This window comes from Stenotrophomonas sp. Ker107b, assembly GCF_053847245.1.
Genome location: NZ_JBSPHX010000002.1, coordinates 226,470 through 245,303 on the forward strand (window position 1 = coordinate 226,470; position 18,834 = coordinate 245,303).

The following is an 18,834-nucleotide window of genomic DNA, read 5'->3' on the forward strand; positions in this document are numbered from 1 at the left end:
CAGTGCGAGCGGGGTAACCGTCAGGGTGTTCCGCCGGGCTCCGGCAGCGCCGGGCAGCCACCCTGCTGCGCGCACACCTCCTGCGCGCGACGCTGCTCTTCGTCGGTCAGCTCCGGCGGTGGGCGGGCCGTCGCGGACTGGATCTGATCCGGTCCGCCGGTGAGTTTGTTCACGCCTTGCGCAGCGGCGGCCAGCCCCTTGTTGATGCCCATCATCAGATAGCCACCGCTCATGCTGACCTGCTCGGGCGACGGCGGCTCGCTCCAGGTGCGGCTGAAGCGGTTGGGCTGCACCTGTACCGGATTCTTGAAGCGGTACAGATCCAGCGGCTCGTCGTCGGGCCTGAGGGCGCGCACCTCGCCCAGCGTGGTGACATCCCCCTGCGTTGTCGCGGGCGGCGGTTCCACCGGCTCGGGTACGGCGCCGGCCTGCTGGGCCTGCGCTGCGGCGGCCAGCAACCACCCCGCAAGCACGGCCAGGCCTTGATATTCACGTAATGCCACTGCGACTCCGTCCGTGTTGGTAGCGGGCTGTCACCAAGGATACGGAGGCCGGTGTCAGATTTCGTTTATGGCACCTGTCCAAGGGACGCCAAGGGGCACTGAACGATTCACCCCGGCGCAGCGCAATGTCTCAGACATTGAGACGCGGTCATGTTTCCATAGCGTCCTTTGCAGACCGTTGTGACCATGGCTTACGAACTCGCCAAGCGCACCGAGGACGCCGAGCGCAACCTCGCCACCACCGATGGGCTGCCCTCGCGCGATGGTGCGCTGCTGACCGCGCGCCTGCAGCGCCGCTACAACGACCGCATCACCGGCAGTTTCACGATTCCCGCCCGCGAGGGCCAGTACGCGCCGATCCCGGCCGATGTGCCCGATGCGCTGGTCAATGCACTGAAGGCGCGCGGCATCGAGCAGCTGTACAGCCACCAGGCGCAGGCCTGGGAGGCCAGCCAGCGGGGCGAGCACGTGGCCATCGTGACCCCGACCGCCAGCGGCAAGTCGCTGTGCTACACCCTGCCGGTGGTCAGCGCCGCCATGCAGGGCAAGGCCAAGGCGCTGTACCTGTTCCCGACCAAGGCACTGGCCCAGGACCAGGTGGCCGAGCTGCTGGAGCTCAACCGCGCCGGCGACCTGGGAGTCAAAGCCTTCACCTTCGATGGCGATACGCCGGGCGATGCGCGCCAGGCGATCCGCCTGCACGGCGACATCGTGGTCTCCAACCCGGACATGCTGCACCAGGCGATCCTGCCGCATCACACCAAGTGGGCGCAGTTCTTCGAGAACCTGCGCTACGTGGTGATCGATGAGGTGCACACCTACCGCGGCGTGTTCGGCAGCCACGTCACCAACGTGCTGCGCCGGCTCAAACGGATCTGCGCGTTCTATGGGGTGGAGCCGCAGTTCATTCTGTGCTCGGCCACCATCGGCAACCCGCAGGCGCATGCCGAGGCGCTGATCGAAGCCCCGGTCACTGCGATCACCGAATCCGGCGCGCCGACCGGGCCCAAGCATGTGCTGCTGTGGAACCCGCCGGTGGTCAATGCCGATCTGGGCCTGCGGGCTTCGGCGCGCTCGCAGAGCAACCGCATCGCCCGCATCGCGATCAAGTCCGGGCTGAAGACCCTGATCTTCGCGCAGAGCCGGTTGATGGTCGAGGTACTGACCAAGTACCTCAAGGACATCTTCGACCACGACCCGCGCAAGCCCGCGCGCATCCGTGCCTACCGCGGCGGCTACCTGCCCACGGAGCGGCGGGAGACCGAACGGGCGATGCGCGCGGGGCAGATCGACGGCATCGTCAGCACCTCGGCGCTGGAGCTGGGCGTGGATATCGGCAGCCTGGACGTGGTCATCCTCAACGGCTATCCGGGCAGCGTCGCCGCGACCTGGCAGCGTTTCGGCCGTGCCGGCCGGCGCCAGCAGCCCGCACTGGGCGTGATGGTGGCCAGCTCGCAGCCGCTGGACCAATACGTGGTGCGGCATCCGGACTTCTTCGCCGAAGCCTCGCCCGAGCATGCGCGTACGGCACCGGACCAGCCGCTGATCCTGTTCGATCACATCCGCTGCGCCGCCTTCGAGCTGCCGTTCCTGGCCGGCGATCCGTTCGGCCCGATCGATCCGCTGGTGTTCCTGGAAGCCCTGGCCGAGACCGAGGTGGTGCATCGCGAAGGCGACCGCTGGGAATGGATCGCCGACAGCTACCCGGCCAATGCGGTCAGCCTGCGCTCGGTCGCCGATGGCAACTTCGTGGTGGTGGACCGCAGCGACGGCAAGCAGCAGATCATCGCCGAGGTGGATTACTCCGCCGCCGCGCTGACGCTGTACGAAGGCGCCATCCACATGGTGCAGTCCACGCCCTACCAGGTGGAGCGGCTGGATTGGGAAGGCCGCAAGGCCTACGTCACCCGTACCCACGTGGACTACTACACCGACAGCATCGACTTCACCAAGCTCAAGGTGCTGGACCGCTTCGATGGCTGCATCGCCGGGCGCGGCGATTCCCACCATGGCGAGGTGCACGTGGTGCGCCGCGTGGCCGGCTACAAGAAGATCCGCTATTACACCCACGAGAACATCGGCTACGGCCCGGTCAACCTGCCCGACCAGGAACTGCACACCACCGCGGTGTGGTGGCAGTTGCCGCAGGCGCTGCTGCTGACCGCGTTCGACAGCAAGCAGGAAGCGCTGGACGGTTTCCTCGGCGCCGCCTACGCACTGCACATCGTCGCCACGGTGGCGGTGATGGCCGATGCGCGCGATCTGCAGAAGGCCGTCGGCAATGGTGATGGTGCGTGGTTCGCAGTGGCCGACCAGAGCGGACGCGGGCAGCTGCGCGGCGCCGAGTTCGATGCCAGCGCGATCGAGCTGCAGCAGCAGTTCGTGCCGACGGTGTATCTGTACGACAACTTCCCCGGCGGTGTGGGCCTGAGCGAACCACTGTGGCTGCGCCAGGCCGAGCTGCTGCTGCGCGCGCGCGAGCTGGTGCAGGGCTGTGACTGCAAGGCCGGCTGCCCGGCCTGCGTGGGCCCGGTGCTGGCCGGCCAGGAGGACGATGCCACCACGCCCAAGGCGCTGGCGTTGAAGGTGCTGGATCTGTTCGACAGCGCCGCGCTGCCGTCTGCTGAAGAGCAGGAGCGCCGTAGCGCCGAGGTGGTGACGCCGTGAGCCTGAGCCTGGACAAGCTGCGCCTGCTGCGCCGGCAGGCCGGTGATGCGACGGCGGCACCTGCCTCTGGTCCGGCCATCGCCCCTGAGCGCGGATCCGCTCCCGGCGACACGGGCAGCGTCCCGCTTCCGGCCGCCGCCAACGATGCGCGTGCGCGTACGCCCGCACCGGCCTCCGTCTTCGGTTGGGTGGAGCAGGAGATCCGCCACAAGCCGACCGGCGCGGCCGCACGCGAGACCTCACCGGCAGTTCCCGCTGTTCCTGTTCCTACGCCCGCGCTGCGCAAGCCCGAGATTGGTGGCCTGCGCCGTCTGCTCGGCCTGCGCGATCGCGGCCTCAGCACGGCCACCCCCCGCGCGAACGCCAATGACCGCCATGTGCCGGGTGAAGAAATCGCGCCGGGCCTGTTCCTGATCGAATCGTTCGTCGCCCAGGCCATTCCGACCGAACCGTTGTCGCTGGCCTTCGCCAAGCGCGACGGCGAGCAGGTGCAGCCGCAGGACCTGCTGTTCTTCGATACCGAAACCACCGGCCTGGCCGGCGGCACCGGCACCCGCGCCTTCATGATCGGTGCCGCGGACTGGCATACCCATCCCGACCGTGGCGACGGCCTGCGCATCCGCCAGCTGCTGATGACGACGATGGCCGCGGAAACCGCGATGCTGCGCGAGTTCGCCGGATGGCTGCAGCCGAGCACGGTGTTTTCCAGTTACAACGGGCGCTGCTACGACGCCCCGCTGCTCAAGACGCGCTATCGGCTGGCCCGGCAGCGCTGCCCGATCACGCCGCTGGACCACGTCGATCTGCTGTTCCCGACACGCCGCCGCTATCGCGGCACCTGGGAAAACTGCCGGCTGGCCACGATCGAACGCCAGCTGCTGCAGATCGTGCGCGAGGATGACCTGCCCGGCTCGGAAGCGCCGGCCGCGTGGCTGAACTATCTGCGCGGTGGCAGTGCGGTGAACCTGCGCCGGGTGGCCGAGCACAACCACCAGGACGTGGTGACCCTGGCGCTGCTGATGCGGCGGCTGGTGGCCGAGGAACAGCGCGACCGGGAGACCTTGGCGCTGCAGGCCATTGACGCGGTGTAAAGGCCGGCCCACGGACACTGCGGGTACTTACCGTGGGAGGACCACCACATGCGTCTGAACCTTCTGTTCGCCCTGGGCTGTGCCCTGCCGCTGGCCGCCTGCAGCACTCCGGCCAAGACCGCCGCGACGCCGCCTGACAGCCCGACCTCGACCGCCCCACCCGCGGTGGCTGGCAGTGGCGGCCAGTGCGACCCAGAAAAACTCACCGGCCTGACCGGGCAGACCGCCACCGAGGCGGTCATCCAGAAGGCGGTGAAGGACAGCGGTGCCCGCAATGCCCGCGTGCTCAAGCCGGGCATGGCGATGACCATGGATTTCCGCGAAGACCGGCTCAGCATCGAAGTGGACGCGCAGAACAGGATCGTGCGCGCCAACTGCGGGTGAGTTGATCAGTTGCGCACGCGCTCCGCTTTGCCGCTGGCCAGCGCCTGATCGATCGCGGTACGCACGTTGCGCACCGCACGCGCCGAAGCCACACTCTGCTGCTGCGCCAGGCGCGCCTGTTCCTTGCCCAGTTCGGCCTGCTCACGCGCCACCAGCGCGATCTGGCGGGCGTCCACCGCCCTGGCAGAGGCGGTACGTGCTTCACGTGCGGCTTGGCTGGCTGCGGACGCCGCTGCACGTGACTGGCGAGCCCCTTGGCGGGCCGCCCGGTCAGCTTCGACAGCGGCATCCAGACCGGCATCGCGGATCGCGCTGTTGACCACCGCGCTGACATCCACCGCAGCCAACGCGTCGGACGTGACCTGCAGTGATGCCGCCGCGATCTGTTGACCGATCGCCGCTTGGCGGTTGCCCAGTTCGGCCTGCGCGGTTCCCAGCGCGGCCACTTCCGTCTGGGCGTGTCCGAGCGCCTTGAGCACCGCGGGATCGCGGATCAGATAGCGGTCCTGGCCCCGGCGCACCCACAGCGCCGGTTGATCATTGCCGGCATCGCGCCGCGCCTGTTTGAGATCGGCGACGGACGCATCGACGAAATTGCTCTCGCCGCCAATCAGCACGAACGCCTGCGCGGGTTGACGGGTGATGTTGAGTTGACCGTGGGTGACGAAGGACATGCCGTCATCCAGGTCCTTCGGCGGTTCCGGCGCAGGGGGCGCGGCGGGCGGTTCCGGAGCAGGCAACGGTTCTGGTGCCGGCATTGGCTCGGGCGCGGGGACCGGCGCAGGTACCGGCCGGGCCGCAGGTGCGGGCAGAGGTGTCGGCGGCATCGGTGCGTTGGGCGCGACCGGTGCCTGGGGCGGGGCCGGCGGCGGCGGTGCGGCCACCAGCCGCAACGGGGCAACGCCGATCACCACGAACAGCGCGGTGATGGCCAGCGCGGCCACACGCGGCATGCTGCGGGTCTGCTGCAGCGTCAGCAGCCGGCGCTTGAGACTGCGCAGGTTCGGCGAGGCGCTGGCCACGCCCACCGCAGGACGTGGCGCCACGCCCAACTGCACCAGCAGGCGACCGTAGTCATGGCGGCAGTGATCATGCCCGGCCACCACCGCACCATCGCAGGCCTCTTCGCGCGCCAACGCATATTCGCGGGCCGCCACGTGGACCAGCGGATGGAAGAAGAACAGATGCTGCGACAGCGCTGGCAGCAACCCCCACCACAGGTCACGGCGCTGCAGATGGATCAGTTCGTGGGTCAGCGCCATGTCCAGATCATCCGCCGACATCATCGGCAGCTCGCGGGCCGGCAGCAGCAGCACCGGCCGCCACTGGCCGATCAACTGCGGCGACCGGATCTGCGCGGAGAGTTTCAGCTGCGGCGAGCGCCGCAGGCCATGTGCTTCGGCGGCCAACTGCAGCGCCTGCTGCAGGCCGGCGTCGGTGCACTCGGTAGCGCTGCGCACCAGCGCGCGGCTGGCACGGTAGCCACGCAGGCTGTGCACCAGCATCAGCAGCACACCGGCGGCCCACAGGGCCAGCAGCAGCGAGGGCCAGGACCACGCCATCGTCGCCGTATCGACCGCGGCCGCCGCGTAGGCGACCGGCGCAGCCTGCACGGCAGCGTCGAACGCGGGCAGCGCCATCGCCGGTGCCGTCACTGCGGCCGGGGCCGGCAACACCGCCAGTTCCAGTGGACTGCTCCAGAACAGGCCCAGCACCGCCTGCGCGGCCACCAGCCACCACAACCGGCAGCGGGTAGCGGCCGGCAACTGCGGCAGCAGCCGGCACGCACCCCATACCAGCGCCACCAGCACCGCACTCTGCACGCTGGTCCAGCCCAGCCGCATCAACAGCTCACTCATCATCGTGTCCATGGCTCAGCCCTCCCGCTTGCGTGACTGCAACTGTGCGACCAGCGCTTCCAGCTCGGCCAGTTCCTGATCGCTGACATCCACCTTGTGCGACATGAACGCCACGAACGGCGAGACCGAGCCCTGCAGCGTCTTCTCCACGAAGCTGGCCACCGCACCCTGTACCACGCTGTCCTGGCCGCTGGTGGTGACATAGCGGTAGACGCCGTCCACCTGCTTGCGGCTCAGGTACGACTTGGCGCGCAGGCGCTCCATCATGGTCAGCACGGTGGAGCGTGCCAGCCCACGCGGCTCACCGAACCCGGCGGCGACTTCCCCGACACTGGGGCGGTCCTGTTCCGCGATGTACTGCAGCAGGGCCAGTTCCTGGTCCCCGATGGTCTTGCCGCGCATGGCGCACTCCCTATGACTACACGTGTCGCTACCGTGCCAGTGACTACAGATGTCGTCAAGTGTCGGAGGGACCGTGCCGACGAACGGTCAGCTGCGGTCGGCCGCTGGCCAGTCGCCCACGGCTGCGTAGACGACCTGCGGCGGGAGATAGAAGGGAGATGGACATCGAACAGCGCTGGGCCATGGCGGCATGCTCACGCCATCGGGCCTCGGTACGGATGGGGACCACCGAGGTGTTCCTCGGTGGTCCATCTCGGCAAGATGCCGTCTGTCAGCCGCGCGGCCCACCCATCACCGGCAGGATCACGCCGCTGATATAGCTGGCGGTGATCGGGGAAGCGAGGAATACATAGGCCGGCGACACTTCTTCCGGCTGCGCTGGCCGGCCCATGTCGCTGTCCTGGCCGAACTCGGCCACATCGGGGGCTTTCTTGTCGGCCGGATTGAGCGGGGTCCAGACCGGACCCGGCGCAACCGCATTGACCCGGATGCCGCGTGGCAGCAGCTGGCTGGCCAGCGCCTTGGTGAAGGCATGGATCGCGCCCTTGGTCGCCGAGTAGTCCACCAGCGCCTTGCTGCCGAACAGGCCGGTTTCCGAGCCGGTGTTGATGATGCTCGCGCCTTCGCCCAGGTGCGGCAATACGGCGCGCGCCATCTGGATGTAACCGCCGATGTTGGTCTGCAGGGTTTCCTGCAGGTGCTCGTCCTCGAGGTCTTCCAAGCGATCGCAATGCAGCTGGAAGGCCGCGTTGTTGACCAGGATGTCGACACCGCCAAACGCCTTGACGACCTGTTTGACGGCTTTGTTGCAGAACACCGGATCGCGCACGTCGCCGGCGATCACCACGCAGCGACCGCCTTCTTTCTCGACGTGCTCGCGGGTGATCTTCGCGTCCTTCTTTTCATCCAGGTGCAGCACCGCCACATCCGCCCCTTCGCGGGCGAACAGCACGGCCACCGCGCGGCCGATGCCCGAATCCGCGCCGGTGATGATGGCGCGCTTGCCCTTGAGCTTGCCGCTGCCCTGGTAGTCCGGCGCAAGGAAACGCGGGGCCAGCTGCATCTCGTGTTCGTTGCCGGGTTTGGCCAGCTGCTCGGCCGGCATTTTCTCAGGCTGGCGACGCGTGCCGGCCTGGGTAACCTTCTTGGCCTTGGACGCGGCGACCTTCTTCGCCGCACGCGCATCCTTTGCCTTCTCCTGGTCCTGCAGACGGCGCTGGCGGGCCGCCACGCGCGCAGCGCGCGGATCGGTGGCGGCGGCCTTGCGGGTCGCGGTTTTGACGACTGGGGTACGGGTGCGCGGTTCGGCCGCCGCCGCAGCCGCCTCCGCCGGACGCGGACGCTTGCGGGAGGTGGGGGTCTTGGTGGTCTTACGGGTTTTGGCCGTGGCCATGTTCGACTCCTGTTGCCGGATCAGATGCGTGGATCTCACGCGGGCGCATGTTCGTCTGTTCGTCGCGGCGCTGGCCGCCGTGGAAATGCGCAGCCCCACTATGGTCAACCCGGCGGCCAGGGACGGTGAATGGGGCGTGCCCGCACCGTGTAGAGATTCATGCGCCGCATACGGCCACCGATGCACCCTGAGCGTAATTCCCATGGAGTGCGTCGCATGCTTCGTTACCTGTCCGCGGCTGTGGCCGTCCTTGCTTTGTCCGCCTGCAGCAGCACCCCCATCGCGCAGGTCCAGCCGATCGACGGCGTCATTTCCGGCCAGTGCCACGTGGACAAGGTCCGCGGCGCCGTGGGCCTGGCGGCATCGCAAGCCACGGTCGAGCGTGCCCGCGTGGACAGCGACAGCTTGCAGGTGATCGTCGTGCGCAGCGAGCGTGCCGCGAGTGGCGCCACTGCCAGTGGCGCGGCCAATCCCACTCCGGGTGCGGAGCAGGGCGGCGAACGGCTGACCATCGAAACCGGTCGTACCAACAACATCACAGCCCTCTACTGCGGCTGATCGCTGCGCTCATCCCGCGCGGGCACGCCGGACGGTGCGCCGCGCGGCTTTGAGTACTTTCAGCGTGGCCAGCTCCCACTGGCGCTCGCCACGCAGGCCGGCAAGGGCCTTCAATGAGCCGGCCCGCCAGCCATCGAATACGCACGGATCGATGTAGGCCTTGCGGCACACCGATGGTGTGTTGCCCAGCAGCGTGGCCACCTCGCATACCACCTGTTTCTGCAATGCCGCCAGCGCGCGCTCACTGGAAGGTTCGGGCAGCTCGGTCACGGCAAGCTGACGGATCGCCTCCAGCGTGCCGCCCCAGGTGCGGAAGTCCTTGGCGCTGAAATCCTCGCCCATCGCATCGTGCAGATAGTCGTTGACCATGCCCGAATCCACCGGTTGGACCGCGCCATCATCATCGCGGTACTGGAACAGCGCCTGCCCGGGCAGCTGCTGGCAGCCCCGGATCAGCTTGACCAGTTCGCGGTCATCCACATCCACCTCATGCGCCTGCCCGGACTTGCCCCGGAAGCGCATCTGCGCCCGGCCGCCCTTGACCAGCGCGAGGTGGCGGTTGCGTAGCGTGGTCAGCCCGTAAGAGCGGTTGTCACGTGCATAGACTTCGTTGCCAACGCGCACCAGCGTCTGTGCCAGCAGCGCCACCACGATCGCCAGCACCTTGTCGCGCGGGAAGCCGGGCAGCTTCAGATCGCGGCGCAGGCGCCGGCGCAGCGTGGGCAGGGCGGTACCAAAGGCAATGATGCGATCGAACTTGCCATCGCCCCTCACCCGCGCCCAATCAGCGTGGTAGCGGTACTGCTTGCGCCCGCGCGCGTCACGCCCAGTGGCCTGCAGATGGCCGTTGGGCAGTGCGCATATCCACACATCGGTGTAGGCCGGCGGGATCGCCAGCGCGCGGATCCGGGCCAGGGTGGCGGCATCGCGGACCGCCGCACCATCGGCATCGCGGTAGGCAAAGCCCTTGCCGGCCTTGCGGCGGGCAATGCCCGGCAGTTCATCGCTGACATAGCGCAGCCCGGCCTGGCGGGCGGCGGCGACTTCGGGGGTGGCGGTGCGGCTCGGGCTCATGGAGGCGGCGCGGATCAGGGGAACGCAGTGTCGCCGGTGCCGGTGCGGCACCGCGTCAATAACGCAACACAAACACCTCACACCGCGCTTGGCGATATCCTCCATCGTTTACTGGCTCGCTTTTCAGGAGTATCGATGTCGCCTCTGTCGTCCCGCCGCCTGCGGCGCTCTTTCGGGCTGATCGCCCTGTTCCCCGCCCTGCTGGTCCTCGGTGCGTGCAGCGCCCCGCCCATGGACGAGCAGGAAGCGGTCGCCACCAATGCACAGAAGGCGGCCGAAGCCGCCGCCGCGCCCACCGATGAAGCAGGCAAGGCGCTGGAAGCGCCGCCGGTCGGCAACTGCGATGCCACCCAGGTGCAGAGCCTGGTCGGTCAGCCCTACACCGAGCAGATCGGCAGCCAGGCCCAGCAGGATGCCGGCGCTACCACCTTGCGCGTGCTCAAGCCGAATGACATGACCACGATGGATTTCGTGGGTGAGCGGTTGAACATCGAAGTGGACGGCAAGAACGTGGTCGCCAGCGTCCGCTGCGGCTGAACAGGGGCCGGGAAAACACGGGAAACATAGGGGTTTGGTTGCGCCTGCAACCGTGTATTGCGGCGTTGCAACAACTGTGATCTAGTCGGGTCATCCGGTGCTTCGACCCGCGCTGCAAGGACTGAGCGGGGACGAGTGTCGCCGCTCACCTGACATCGCATCGAGGCACAGATGGCCCCCCGCAACCGCCAAGGGCTTTACGACCCGCAAGATGAGCGAGATGCCTGTGGTTTCGGCATGGTCGCCCAGCTCGACGACCAGCCGTCACGGCTGCTGGTCGACACGGCCATTGCCGCACTCTCGCGCATGACCCACCGCGGTGGCGTCGCCGCCGACGGGATCACTGGTGACGGCTGCGGCCTGTTGCTGCGCCGCCCCGATGTGTTCCTCAAGGCGCTTGCCGCCGAGGCGGGCCTCACGCTTGGCGCGCGTTTCGCCGCCGGCGTGGTGTTCCTGCCGCACGACACCGCTGCCGCACAGGCCTGCCGCGAGACGCTGGAACAGCAGCTGCGCGACGCCGGCTGCCAGCCGGTCGGCTGGCGCGTGGTGCCGACCGATCCCAGCGTGTGCGGCCAGCTCGCACGCGACACCCTGCCGCACATCGAGCAGGTGTTCGTCGACGCCGGTGCCGCACAGGACGAGGCCGCCTTCACCCTGGCCCTGTTCCTGGCCCGCCGCCGCAGCGAACAGCAGCTGCGCGAGCACGCCGATTACTACGTCACCACGCTCAGCCCGAATGCGATCAGCTACAAGGGCATGGTGCTGCCGGACAAGCTCAGCCGCTTCTACGTGGATCTGCAGCGCAACGATCTGGCCTCCAGCGCGATCGTGTTCCATCAGCGCTTCTCCACCAACACGCTGCCGCGCTGGCCGCTGGCGCATCCGTTCCGGATGCTCGCCCACAACGGCGAGATCAACACCATCGAGGGCAACCGCCGCTGGGCGCAGGCGCGCAGCAAGGTGTGGAAGACCCCGCGCTTCGACATCGGCGAGTTCGATCCGGTGATCTCCATGCATGGTTCGGACTCGCAGAGCCTGGACAACATGCTCGAGCTGATGGTCAGCGCCGGCATGGACCTGATCCAGGCGCTGCGCATCCTGGTGCCGCCGGCGACCCAGTCGCTGGAGTTCAAGGATCCCGACCTGGCCGCGTTCTACGAGTTCTACGGCCTCAACAGCGAGCCGTGGGACGGCCCGGCCGGGATCGTGGCCTGCGACGGGCGCTATGCCGCCTGCACGCTGGACCGCAACGGCCTGCGCCCGGCACGCTGGATGCTGACCTCCGACCGCCACTTCCTGATCGCCTCCGAAGCCGGTGTGTGGGAAGTGCCGGCCGAGCGCGTGGTGCGCAAGGGCAAGCTCGGCCCGGGCGAGATGATGGCCATCGACCTCAAGCGGGGCGACCTGCTCGATTCGGACGCCATCGACCGCATCAACCGGGGCCGCGCGCCGTACAAGCAGTGGCTGCAGCAGGGTGTGACCTACCTGCAGACCGAGCTGATCGATCCGTCGCTGGTCGAGGAGCCCTTCGACGAGCGCACCCTGCGCAGCTATCACAAGCTGTTCCAGCTCAGCACCGAGGAAGTGGAGCAGATCCTGCGCCCGCTGGCCGAGACCGAGCAGGAAGCCACCGGCTCGATGGGCGATGACACCCCGATGGCGGTGCTCAGCCAGCACAGCCGGCCGCTCTACGATTACTTCCGCCAGGCGTTCGCGCAGGTCACCAACCCGCCGATCGATCCGCTGCGCGAAGACTGCGTCATGTCGCTGTCCACCCAGCTCGGCAAGGAGACCAACATCTTCCATGCCGGTGCGGAGACGGTGAACCACGTCATCCTCAACTCGCCGGTGCTCAGCCAGCGCAAGCTGCGCCAGCTGATCAAGATGGAGCAGTACGCCGACAAGAACCGGCTGATCGATCTGTCCTACAGCCTGGACGAGGGCCTGAAGGCCGGCATCGAGCGCATCTGCGCCGAGGCCGAAGCCGCTGCACGCGAAGGCATCGTCATGCTGCTGCTGAGCGACCGTTACCCGGTCGCCGACCGGCCGATGGTGCATGCGCTGCTGGCCACCAGTGCGGTGCATCACCACCTCTCCAACGCGGGGCTGCGCTGCGACGTCAACCTGATCCTGGAAACCGGCACCGCGCGCGATCCGCACCACATGGCCTGCCTGCTCGGCTTCGGTGCCACCGCGGTGTACCCGTACCTGGCCTACCAGACCCTGTTCGATCTGGGCCGGCGCGGCATCCTGCAGCTGAGCAAGGGTGGCGAGCAGTCGCAGATCGGCCGCCGCTACCGCAAGGGCATCTACAAGGGTCTGTCCAAGATCATCTCCAAGATGGGCATCTGTACCGTGGCCAGTTACCGCGGCGCGCAGCTGTTCGAGATCGTCGGGCTGGATGACGAGGTGGTCGACCTGTGCTTCCCGGACACCGCCTCGCGCGTGGCCGGGGTCGGCTTTGCGCGCCTGGACGACGAAGCCCGCGAACTCACCGTGCGCGCCTGGAATGACCTGCTGCGGCCGGATGTGGGTGGCGTACTGAAGTACGTGCACGGCGGCGAGTACCACATGTACAACCCGGACGTGGTCATGACCCTGCAGCGCGCCGCGCGCAGTGGTGATGCCGCGGACTGGCAGCGCTACTGCGAGGCCGTGCACGGCCGCCCGGTGTCGGCGCTGCGCGACCTGCTGCAGCTCAAGGCCGCGCCCACGCCGACCCCGCTGGACGAAGTGGCACCGGCCGAAGACCTGTTCCGCCGCTTCGATACCGCGGCGATCAGCCTCGGTGCGCTGTCGCCCGAAGCGCACGAAGCGCTGGCCATCGCCATGAACCGGCTTGGCGGGCGCAGCAACTCCGGCGAAGGCGGCGAAGACCCGGTGCGCTACGGCACCGAGAAGCGCAGCAAGATCAAGCAGGTCGCCTCGGGCCGCTTCGGCGTCACCGCCGAGTACCTGGTCAATGCCGAGGTGCTGCAGATCAAGGTCGCGCAGGGCGCCAAGCCCGGCGAAGGCGGCCAGCTGCCCGGGCACAAGGTCAACGAACTGATCGCGCGGCTGCGCTATGCCAAGCCGGGCATCGGCCTGATCTCGCCGCCGCCGCACCACGACATCTACTCCATCGAAGATCTGGCCCAGCTGATCTACGACCTCAAGCAGGTCAACCCGACCGCACTGGTCTCGGTGAAGCTGGTCAGCCATGCCGGTGTCGGCACCATCGCCGCGGGCGTGGTGAAGGCCGGTGCCGATCTGATCACCGTGTCCGGCCATGACGGCGGCACCGGTGCCAGCCCGGTCAGCTCGATCCGCTATGCGGGCGTGCCGTGGGAGCTGGGCGTGGCCGAATCGCACCAGGCACTGGTGGCCAACGACCTGCGCGGGCGCACCCTGCTGCAGACCGATGGCGGCCTGAAGACCGGCCTGGACGTGATCAAGGCCGCACTGCTGGGTGCGGACAGTTTCGGCTTCGGCACCGCGCCGATGATCGTGCTGGGCTGCAAGTACCTGCGCATCTGCCACCTCAACAACTGTGCCACCGGCGTGGCCACCCAGGATGAGCGCCTGCGCGCGCAGTACTTCACCGGCCTGCCCGAGCGCGTGGAGAATTTCTTCCGCCTGCTGGCCGAGGAAGTGCGTGGCTGGCTGTCCTACCTGGGCGTGCGCTCGCTGGAGGAGATCGTCGGCCGCACCGACCTGTTGCAGCAGCTGGAGGTCTCCCCGCGCCCGGGCGTCAAGGTGGATCTGTCGCGCCTGCTCAACCCGGCCGAGTACGCCGGCAGCCACTGCGCCGCGCAGCGTCTGTATGAATCGCCGGACAGCCTGGCCACGCAGATGGACGGCCTGCTGGCCCCGGCGATCGCCGGCAAGCTCGGCGGCGAACACCGCTTCCTGATCCACAACACCGACCGCTCGATCGGTACCCGCCTGTCCGGCGAGATCGCGCGCACGCACGGCAACCAGGGCATGGCCGATGCACCGCTGACCCTGCGCTTCCGTGGCACGGCCGGGCAAAGCTTCGGCGCGTTCAACGTGGGCGGCCTGCAGCTGGAGGTCGAGGGCGAGGCCAACGACTACGTCGGCAAGGGCATGGCCGGCGGCCGGCTGGTCGTGCGACCGCCGCGTGGCGCGCGCTTCGAGGCGCGCAACACTGCCATCATCGGCAACACCTGCCTGTACGGCGCCACCGGTGGCGAGCTGTTCGCCGCAGGCCGTGCCGGCGAGCGCTTCGGCGTGCGCAACTCCGGCGCGCTGGCGGTGATCGAAGGCGCTGGCGACCACTGCTGCGAGTACATGACGGACGGCATCGTGCTGGTGCTGGGCAAGGTCGGGCTCAATTTCGGCGCCGGCTTCACCGGCGGCCTGGCCTACGTGCTGGATATCGACCGTGATTTCGTGGACCGCTACAACCACGAGCTGATCGACATCCACCGCATCTCGGCCGAGGGCTTCGAGAACCATCGCCAGCACCTGCATACGCTGATCAGCCGCCATCGCGAACTGACCGGCAGCATCTGGGCGCAGCAGATCCTCGATGAGTTCCGCGATTACGTCGGCAAGTTCTGGCTGGTCAAACCCAAGGCCGCCAGCATCGAATCGCTGACCGACTCACTGCGCCGCGCTGCGTAAGCGCGGAGAAGCGCCGGTATCGACCGGGGCCTCGTGTTCCCACCGTTGTAGTGCCGGCCGCTGGCCGGCAACCTCACCACAGAGCAAGCCATGAGCCGCAAGCAAGCTTTCCAGTTCCTCGATCTGCCCCGGACGATGCCGCAGCGCATCCCGGTCGAACTGCGCACCTCTGGCGACTGGGGCGAGCTGTACGGCAAGTTCGGCAAGGAAGACGCGCAGTTCCAGGCCGGTCGCTGCCTGGACTGCGGCAATCCGTACTGCAGCTGGAAGTGCCCAGTGCACAACGCGATCCCGCAGTGGCTGCAGCTGGTGCAGGAAAACCGCATCCACGAAGCGGCCACGCTCTGCCACTCGACCAACCCGCTGCCGGAGGTGTGCGGCCGGGTGTGCCCGCAGGACCGGCTGTGCGAAGGCAGCTGCACGCTGGAAGAGTTCGGCGCGGTCACCATCGGCGCCGTGGAGAAGTACATCGTCGATACCGCGCTGGCCACCGGCTGGCGCCCGGACATGAGCGCAGTGGAAGCCACCGGCAAGCGCGTGGCCGTGATCGGCGCCGGCCCGGCCGGGCTGTCTTGCGCCGACAAGCTGGCGCATGCCGGCATCCAGGCCGTGGTGTATGACCGTTACGAACAGATCGGCGGGCTGCTGCAGTTCGGCATCCCCAGTTTCAAGCTGGACAAATCGGTGATCAGCCGCCGTCGCAACGTGCTTGAAGGCATGGGCGTGCAGTTCCGCCTCGGCGTGGAGATCGGCCGCGATGTGAGCATCGATGACCTGCTGGCCGAGTACGACGCGGTGTTCGTCGGCACCGGCGCGTACCGCTATACCGATGGTGGCCTGCTTGGCCAGGACCTCAAGGGTGTGCTGCCGGCACTGCCGTTCCTGGTGCAGAACAGCCGCATCGTCAGTGGCAGCGATGCCCACGGCCGGCCGATCGCCGGCTGGGAAGACCAGATCGCCCTGCCCGACCTGGAGGGCAAGCGCGTGGTGGTGCTGGGCGGTGGCGATACCGGCATGGACTGTGTGCGCAGCGCGATCCGCCTGGGCGCGGCCAAGGTGACCTGCGCCTACCGTCGTGACGAAGCCAACATGCCGGGCTCGGCGCGCGAAGTGGCCAATGCCCGCGAGGAAGGCGTGCGCTTCCTGTTCAACCGCCAGCCGTTGTCGATCGAGGCGGGTGCGGATGACGAAGTGATCGGGGTGATGGTGGTCGAGACGACCCTGTCCGATCCGGATGCCCAAGGCCGCCGGAACGCGGTACCGATTGAAGGCAGTGAATCGCTGCTGGAAGCCGACGTGGTGATCATCGCCTTCGGCTTCTCGCCGACGGCGCCGGCCTGGCTGACCGAACAGGGTGTGGAGGCCGGCAACAACGGCCGCATCGTGGCCGGTGGCAGTGGTCGCCTGCCGTTCCAGACCGCCCACCCGCGCCTGTTCGCCGGTGGCGATGCGGTGCGCGGTGCGGATCTGGTGGTGACGGCCGTGGCCGAGGGCCGCGATGCGGCCGGCAGCATCGTGCAGCTGCTTTCGGCGTAACGGGGTGCCCTACCCAAGCGCGCCGCTCACGCGGCGCGCGCTACCGCCGGTACCGACGTGTGACGCACGCCGGCCCGCTCGATCTCCAGCGCCATCAGCAGCTCGATGTTGTCGAGCTGGTCGCGGATGCGGCGGTTGCTGACCACATCATCGTGGCCGCGGCCGATATGCGCATCCAGCATGCGCGCGAGCCCGGCCAGCAGGACCTCGGCATCGGCCTGCGGGGCGTCACGCAGCACGGCGGCCAGCGCGCGGATGCGACTGCCCTGATCCGCGACAACGGGCTGGGATGAGGCGGCAACGGAAGAAAGGGGGAGGGTCATGGCAGGGGTTTCCTGATTGACGGACGACCTCCACTGTCGGATATGGCCCCTGCCGACACCATGCAACAAGTACGAAAATGCGTGAAGGCGCGTGAGCCGCATCACGTTTGGCAGCTTGCATCGGTGCAACCTGAACGGCTTACACTGGCGACGACTCCCTTTGGACTGCCCCCATGCGCATTGGCCTGGCCGCGAACCGCCTGCATCACCACGACAAGCACGCCGCGCTGTTCCGCTGGCTGCGCGCCAGCGACACCGGCCTGCGCGAACTGGGCGTCGAACTGCATGCGGTCGGGCGCACCTTCGATGCGATCCAGCGGCTGGGCTTCCTGCAGGACTTCGCCCCGCTGCGGCGCTACCCGAACGGCCGCGAGGGCGGCCTGATGAAGCTGGTGGCCGAGGTGGTCGGGATGGGCACGCCGGAGCGCACGCTGGACGGCGCGATCTACCTGATGGACCCGGTCGATCCTTCCTCGGTCTTTCCGGAAGCGACCGCGCTCAAGCGCCAGTGCGTGATCCACGGCAAGCCCTTCATCTCCACCGTCGCCACCGCGCGCGACTGGGTCGAGGTGGAGCGCCTGCACGCCGGCCTGGCACCGGACCCGGGTGCCGATGACCTGCATGCCTTCGAGCAGCACACGCTGGCCCTGATCGCGCATGACGCGATGAAGCCGGCGATGCTGGCCTTCGCCGATGAACACTTCGCGGTGCTGTCGCGCTTCCGCAGCCGGGTCGGCACCGGCACCACCGGCCAGCGCCTCAACGAGCTGGCCTGGAGCCGCGGCTGGCCGCAGGGCGAGGAATGGGTGACGCGCTACCAGAGTGGCCCGATGGGCGGCGATGCGCAGATCGCCGACCGCGTGCTGGAGGGCCATTGCCAGCGCGCGATCTTCTTCGAAGACCCGCACGTCGCCCGCCAGCACGAAGCCGACATCCAGCTGCTGGAGCGCGCGGTCACCACCGTGACCGATCAGGCCGTGTGCATCACCGCGCCGCGGGTGGCGGCGCGCTGGGCGCAGGCGGCCGCGGTGCGGGTGGGCAACTGACGGCACTACCGATGAGGAGCGAGCGTTGCCGCCGCCGTTACGGTGCCGGGGTCAGCAGCTGCCGCAGCATCGCCTTGAGCCGCCGTCCTTCGAGCTGGAAATAGTCCCGCTCGGCATGCCACGCCGGGAAACGCTTTTCCACCTCCGCCCAGAACGCCGGCGAGTGATTGGCCTGGATCAGATGGCAGAGCTCGTGCACCAGCACGTACTCGAACGCCGAAGGCCGCCCCAGCACCAGGGCCAGATCGAGCGCCATGCTGCCATCCGGTGCCAGCGAGCCCCATTGCGAGGACATCACCTTCAGCCGCAGCCGCGCCGGTGCACGCGGCAGACCGGGCAGGTAACGCGGCAGCCACTGGCCGACATCGGCTCGGGTCTGTGCTTCGTAGAATTCGCGAAGGGTGCGGCGCAGCGTGGCGTCAGTGCCGCGCGTGGGCCAGTGCAGGCAGGCGCCCTGCTCGTCCACGTGCATGTGCGCGTAGCGGCCGGTTTCCCAGCGCAGCGGCAGCAGCTCACCGCGCAGCGGCAGCACCCCCGCCTCGCCGATCACCAGCGGTGGCGGCAGGTTGGTGGCCTGGTAGCTGCGCAGTTGTTCGGACAACCAGCCGCGATGCTGGTCGAGAAAACGCTCGCCCATCATCAGGCTGGCGCGCGGCGGCAGGGTCAGGCGTACGCCGCGCTCATCGACGCTGAGCTTGATCCGGCGCGCACGCGGGTCGCGCACGCGCAGGACATCGATCTCGGCGTCCTCCAGGCGCAGCCGTACCGTATCGCGCTGCAGCGTGCTGACAGCCGGCGAAATCAGGCGGCGGAGGAATCCGGACATGGGTACAGC

Annotated in this window: 15 protein-coding genes; 8 read left to right on the forward strand and 7 right to left on the reverse strand. The window is 68.3% G+C overall.

What is annotated here, in order from left to right; all coding sequences use genetic code 11:
* Positions 1–20: 20 nt before the first annotated feature.
* On the reverse strand, positions 21–503 hold the full coding sequence (locus tag ACWV8V_RS11055) for a hypothetical protein (protein ID WP_455899747.1): 483 nt from the start codon (positions 501–503) through the stop codon (positions 21–23).
* A gap of 186 nt (positions 504–689) precedes the next feature.
* On the opposite strand from ACWV8V_RS11055, the gene ACWV8V_RS11060 reads away from it, so the two are divergent.
* From ACWV8V_RS11060 to ACWV8V_RS11070, 3 genes are read left to right on the forward strand one after another with little or no spacing between them, the layout of a single operon-like run.
* A complete protein-coding gene (locus ACWV8V_RS11060) occupies positions 690–3,170 on the forward strand; it encodes a DEAD/DEAH box helicase (protein ID WP_455899748.1) in 2,481 nt (826 codons plus the stop codon).
* Entirely contained in the window at positions 3,167–4,261 is a 1,095-nt protein-coding gene (locus tag ACWV8V_RS11065) for a ribonuclease H-like domain-containing protein (protein ID WP_455899749.1), read from the forward strand. The genes ACWV8V_RS11060 and ACWV8V_RS11065 overlap by 4 nt, the downstream gene beginning before the upstream one ends.
* Positions 4,262–4,309: 48 nt before the next feature.
* Positions 4,310–4,645 (forward strand): I78 family peptidase inhibitor, encoded by a 336-nt coding sequence (locus ACWV8V_RS11070; protein WP_259260643.1) that lies wholly within the window; start codon positions 4,310–4,312, stop codon positions 4,643–4,645.
* Between the two features lie 5 nt (positions 4,646–4,650).
* Here the strand turns inward: ACWV8V_RS11070 and ACWV8V_RS11075 are convergent, their stop codons facing one another.
* From ACWV8V_RS11075 to ACWV8V_RS11085, 3 genes are all read right to left on the reverse strand, one after another.
* Positions 4,651–6,516 carry a M56 family metallopeptidase gene (locus tag ACWV8V_RS11075; protein ID WP_455899750.1) on the reverse strand — a complete coding sequence of 622 codons (1,866 nt, stop codon included), beginning with the start codon at positions 6,514–6,516 and terminating at the stop codon, positions 4,651–4,653.
* A 3-nt stretch (positions 6,517–6,519) separates the two neighbouring features.
* The gene (locus tag ACWV8V_RS11080) at positions 6,520–6,906 is read right to left on the reverse strand and encodes a BlaI/MecI/CopY family transcriptional regulator (protein WP_346468083.1); all 387 of its coding nucleotides are present in this window, start codon (positions 6,904–6,906) and stop codon (positions 6,520–6,522) included.
* A gap of 271 nt (positions 6,907–7,177) precedes the next feature.
* A complete protein-coding gene (locus ACWV8V_RS11085) occupies positions 7,178–8,299 on the reverse strand; it encodes an SDR family oxidoreductase (RefSeq protein ID WP_455899751.1) in 1,122 nt (373 codons plus the stop codon).
* A 216-nt stretch (positions 8,300–8,515) separates the two neighbouring features.
* Here ACWV8V_RS11085 and ACWV8V_RS11090 point away from each other — a divergent pair, with 216 nt between their 5' ends.
* A complete protein-coding gene (locus tag ACWV8V_RS11090; protein ID WP_123731009.1) occupies positions 8,516–8,857 on the forward strand; it encodes a hypothetical protein in 342 nt (113 codons plus the stop codon).
* 9 nt (positions 8,858–8,866) lie between these two features.
* On the opposite strand, the gene ACWV8V_RS11095 is transcribed toward ACWV8V_RS11090, so the two are convergent.
* On the reverse strand, positions 8,867–9,931 hold the full coding sequence (locus tag ACWV8V_RS11095; RefSeq protein WP_346471625.1) for a DNA topoisomerase IB: 1,065 nt from the start codon (positions 9,929–9,931) through the stop codon (positions 8,867–8,869).
* Between the two features lie 135 nt (positions 9,932–10,066).
* Between ACWV8V_RS11095 and ACWV8V_RS11100 the strand changes: the two genes are divergently transcribed.
* From ACWV8V_RS11100 to ACWV8V_RS11110, 3 genes are all read left to right on the forward strand, one after another.
* Positions 10,067–10,468 carry an I78 family peptidase inhibitor gene (locus tag ACWV8V_RS11100; protein WP_123731007.1) on the forward strand — a complete coding sequence of 134 codons (402 nt, stop codon included), beginning with the start codon at positions 10,067–10,069 and terminating at the stop codon, positions 10,466–10,468.
* Between the two features lie 171 nt (positions 10,469–10,639).
* Positions 10,640–15,094 (forward strand): glutamate synthase large subunit, encoded by a 4,455-nt coding sequence (gene gltB / locus ACWV8V_RS11105; protein WP_455899752.1) that lies wholly within the window; start codon positions 10,640–10,642, stop codon positions 15,092–15,094.
* A 90-nt stretch (positions 15,095–15,184) separates the two neighbouring features.
* Positions 15,185–16,630, forward strand: coding sequence for an FAD-dependent oxidoreductase (locus ACWV8V_RS11110; protein ID WP_259260647.1), 1,446 nt, complete (start codon positions 15,185–15,187; stop codon positions 16,628–16,630).
* 26 nt (positions 16,631–16,656) lie between these two features.
* Here ACWV8V_RS11110 and ACWV8V_RS11115 read toward each other — a convergent pair whose 3' ends face one another.
* A complete protein-coding gene (locus tag ACWV8V_RS11115; protein ID WP_455899753.1) occupies positions 16,657–16,953 on the reverse strand; it encodes a hypothetical protein in 297 nt (98 codons plus the stop codon).
* Positions 16,954–17,126: 173 nt separating this feature from the next.
* On the opposite strand from ACWV8V_RS11115, the gene ACWV8V_RS11120 reads away from it, so the two are divergent.
* Positions 17,127–17,999, forward strand: a complete 873-nt coding sequence (locus tag ACWV8V_RS11120; RefSeq protein ID WP_259260650.1) for a methylglyoxal synthase — start codon at positions 17,127–17,129, stop codon at positions 17,997–17,999.
* Between the two features lie 37 nt (positions 18,000–18,036).
* Here ACWV8V_RS11120 and ACWV8V_RS11125 read toward each other — a convergent pair whose 3' ends face one another.
* Entirely contained in the window at positions 18,037–18,825 is a 789-nt protein-coding gene (locus tag ACWV8V_RS11125; RefSeq protein ID WP_455899754.1) for a M48 family metallopeptidase, read from the reverse strand.
* Between the last annotated feature and the right edge of the window lie 9 nt (positions 18,826–18,834).

What these genes read in the sequence shown, in the direction of transcription:
- ACWV8V_RS11060 (WP_455899748.1), top strand. Translation starts at nt 690, where the DNA reads ATGGCTTACGAACTCGCCAAGCGCACCGAGGACGCCGAGCGCAACCTC.
- ACWV8V_RS11070 (WP_259260643.1), top strand. Translation starts at nt 4,310, where the DNA reads ATGCGTCTGAACCTTCTGTTCGCCCTGGGCTGTGCCCTGCCGCTGGCC.
- ACWV8V_RS11075 (WP_455899750.1), bottom strand. Translation starts at nt 6,516, where the DNA reads ATGGACACGATGATGAGTGAGCTGTTGATGCGGCTGGGCTGGACCAGC.
- ACWV8V_RS11080 (WP_346468083.1), bottom strand. Translation starts at nt 6,906, where the DNA reads ATGCGCGGCAAGACCATCGGGGACCAGGAACTGGCCCTGCTGCAGTAC.
- ACWV8V_RS11085 (WP_455899751.1), bottom strand. Translation starts at nt 8,299, where the DNA reads ATGGCCACGGCCAAAACCCGTAAGACCACCAAGACCCCCACCTCCCGC.
- ACWV8V_RS11090 (WP_123731009.1), top strand. Translation starts at nt 8,516, where the DNA reads ATGCTTCGTTACCTGTCCGCGGCTGTGGCCGTCCTTGCTTTGTCCGCC.
- ACWV8V_RS11095 (WP_346471625.1), bottom strand. Translation starts at nt 9,931, where the DNA reads ATGAGCCCGAGCCGCACCGCCACCCCCGAAGTCGCCGCCGCCCGCCAG.
- ACWV8V_RS11100 (WP_123731007.1), top strand. Translation starts at nt 10,067, where the DNA reads ATGTCGCCTCTGTCGTCCCGCCGCCTGCGGCGCTCTTTCGGGCTGATC.
- gltB (WP_455899752.1), top strand. Translation starts at nt 10,640, where the DNA reads ATGGCCCCCCGCAACCGCCAAGGGCTTTACGACCCGCAAGATGAGCGA.
- ACWV8V_RS11110 (WP_259260647.1), top strand. Translation starts at nt 15,185, where the DNA reads ATGAGCCGCAAGCAAGCTTTCCAGTTCCTCGATCTGCCCCGGACGATG.
- ACWV8V_RS11115 (WP_455899753.1), bottom strand. Translation starts at nt 16,953, where the DNA reads ATGACCCTCCCCCTTTCTTCCGTTGCCGCCTCATCCCAGCCCGTTGTC.
- ACWV8V_RS11120 (WP_259260650.1), top strand. Translation starts at nt 17,127, where the DNA reads ATGCGCATTGGCCTGGCCGCGAACCGCCTGCATCACCACGACAAGCAC.
- ACWV8V_RS11125 (WP_455899754.1), bottom strand. Translation starts at nt 18,825, where the DNA reads ATGTCCGGATTCCTCCGCCGCCTGATTTCGCCGGCTGTCAGCACGCTG.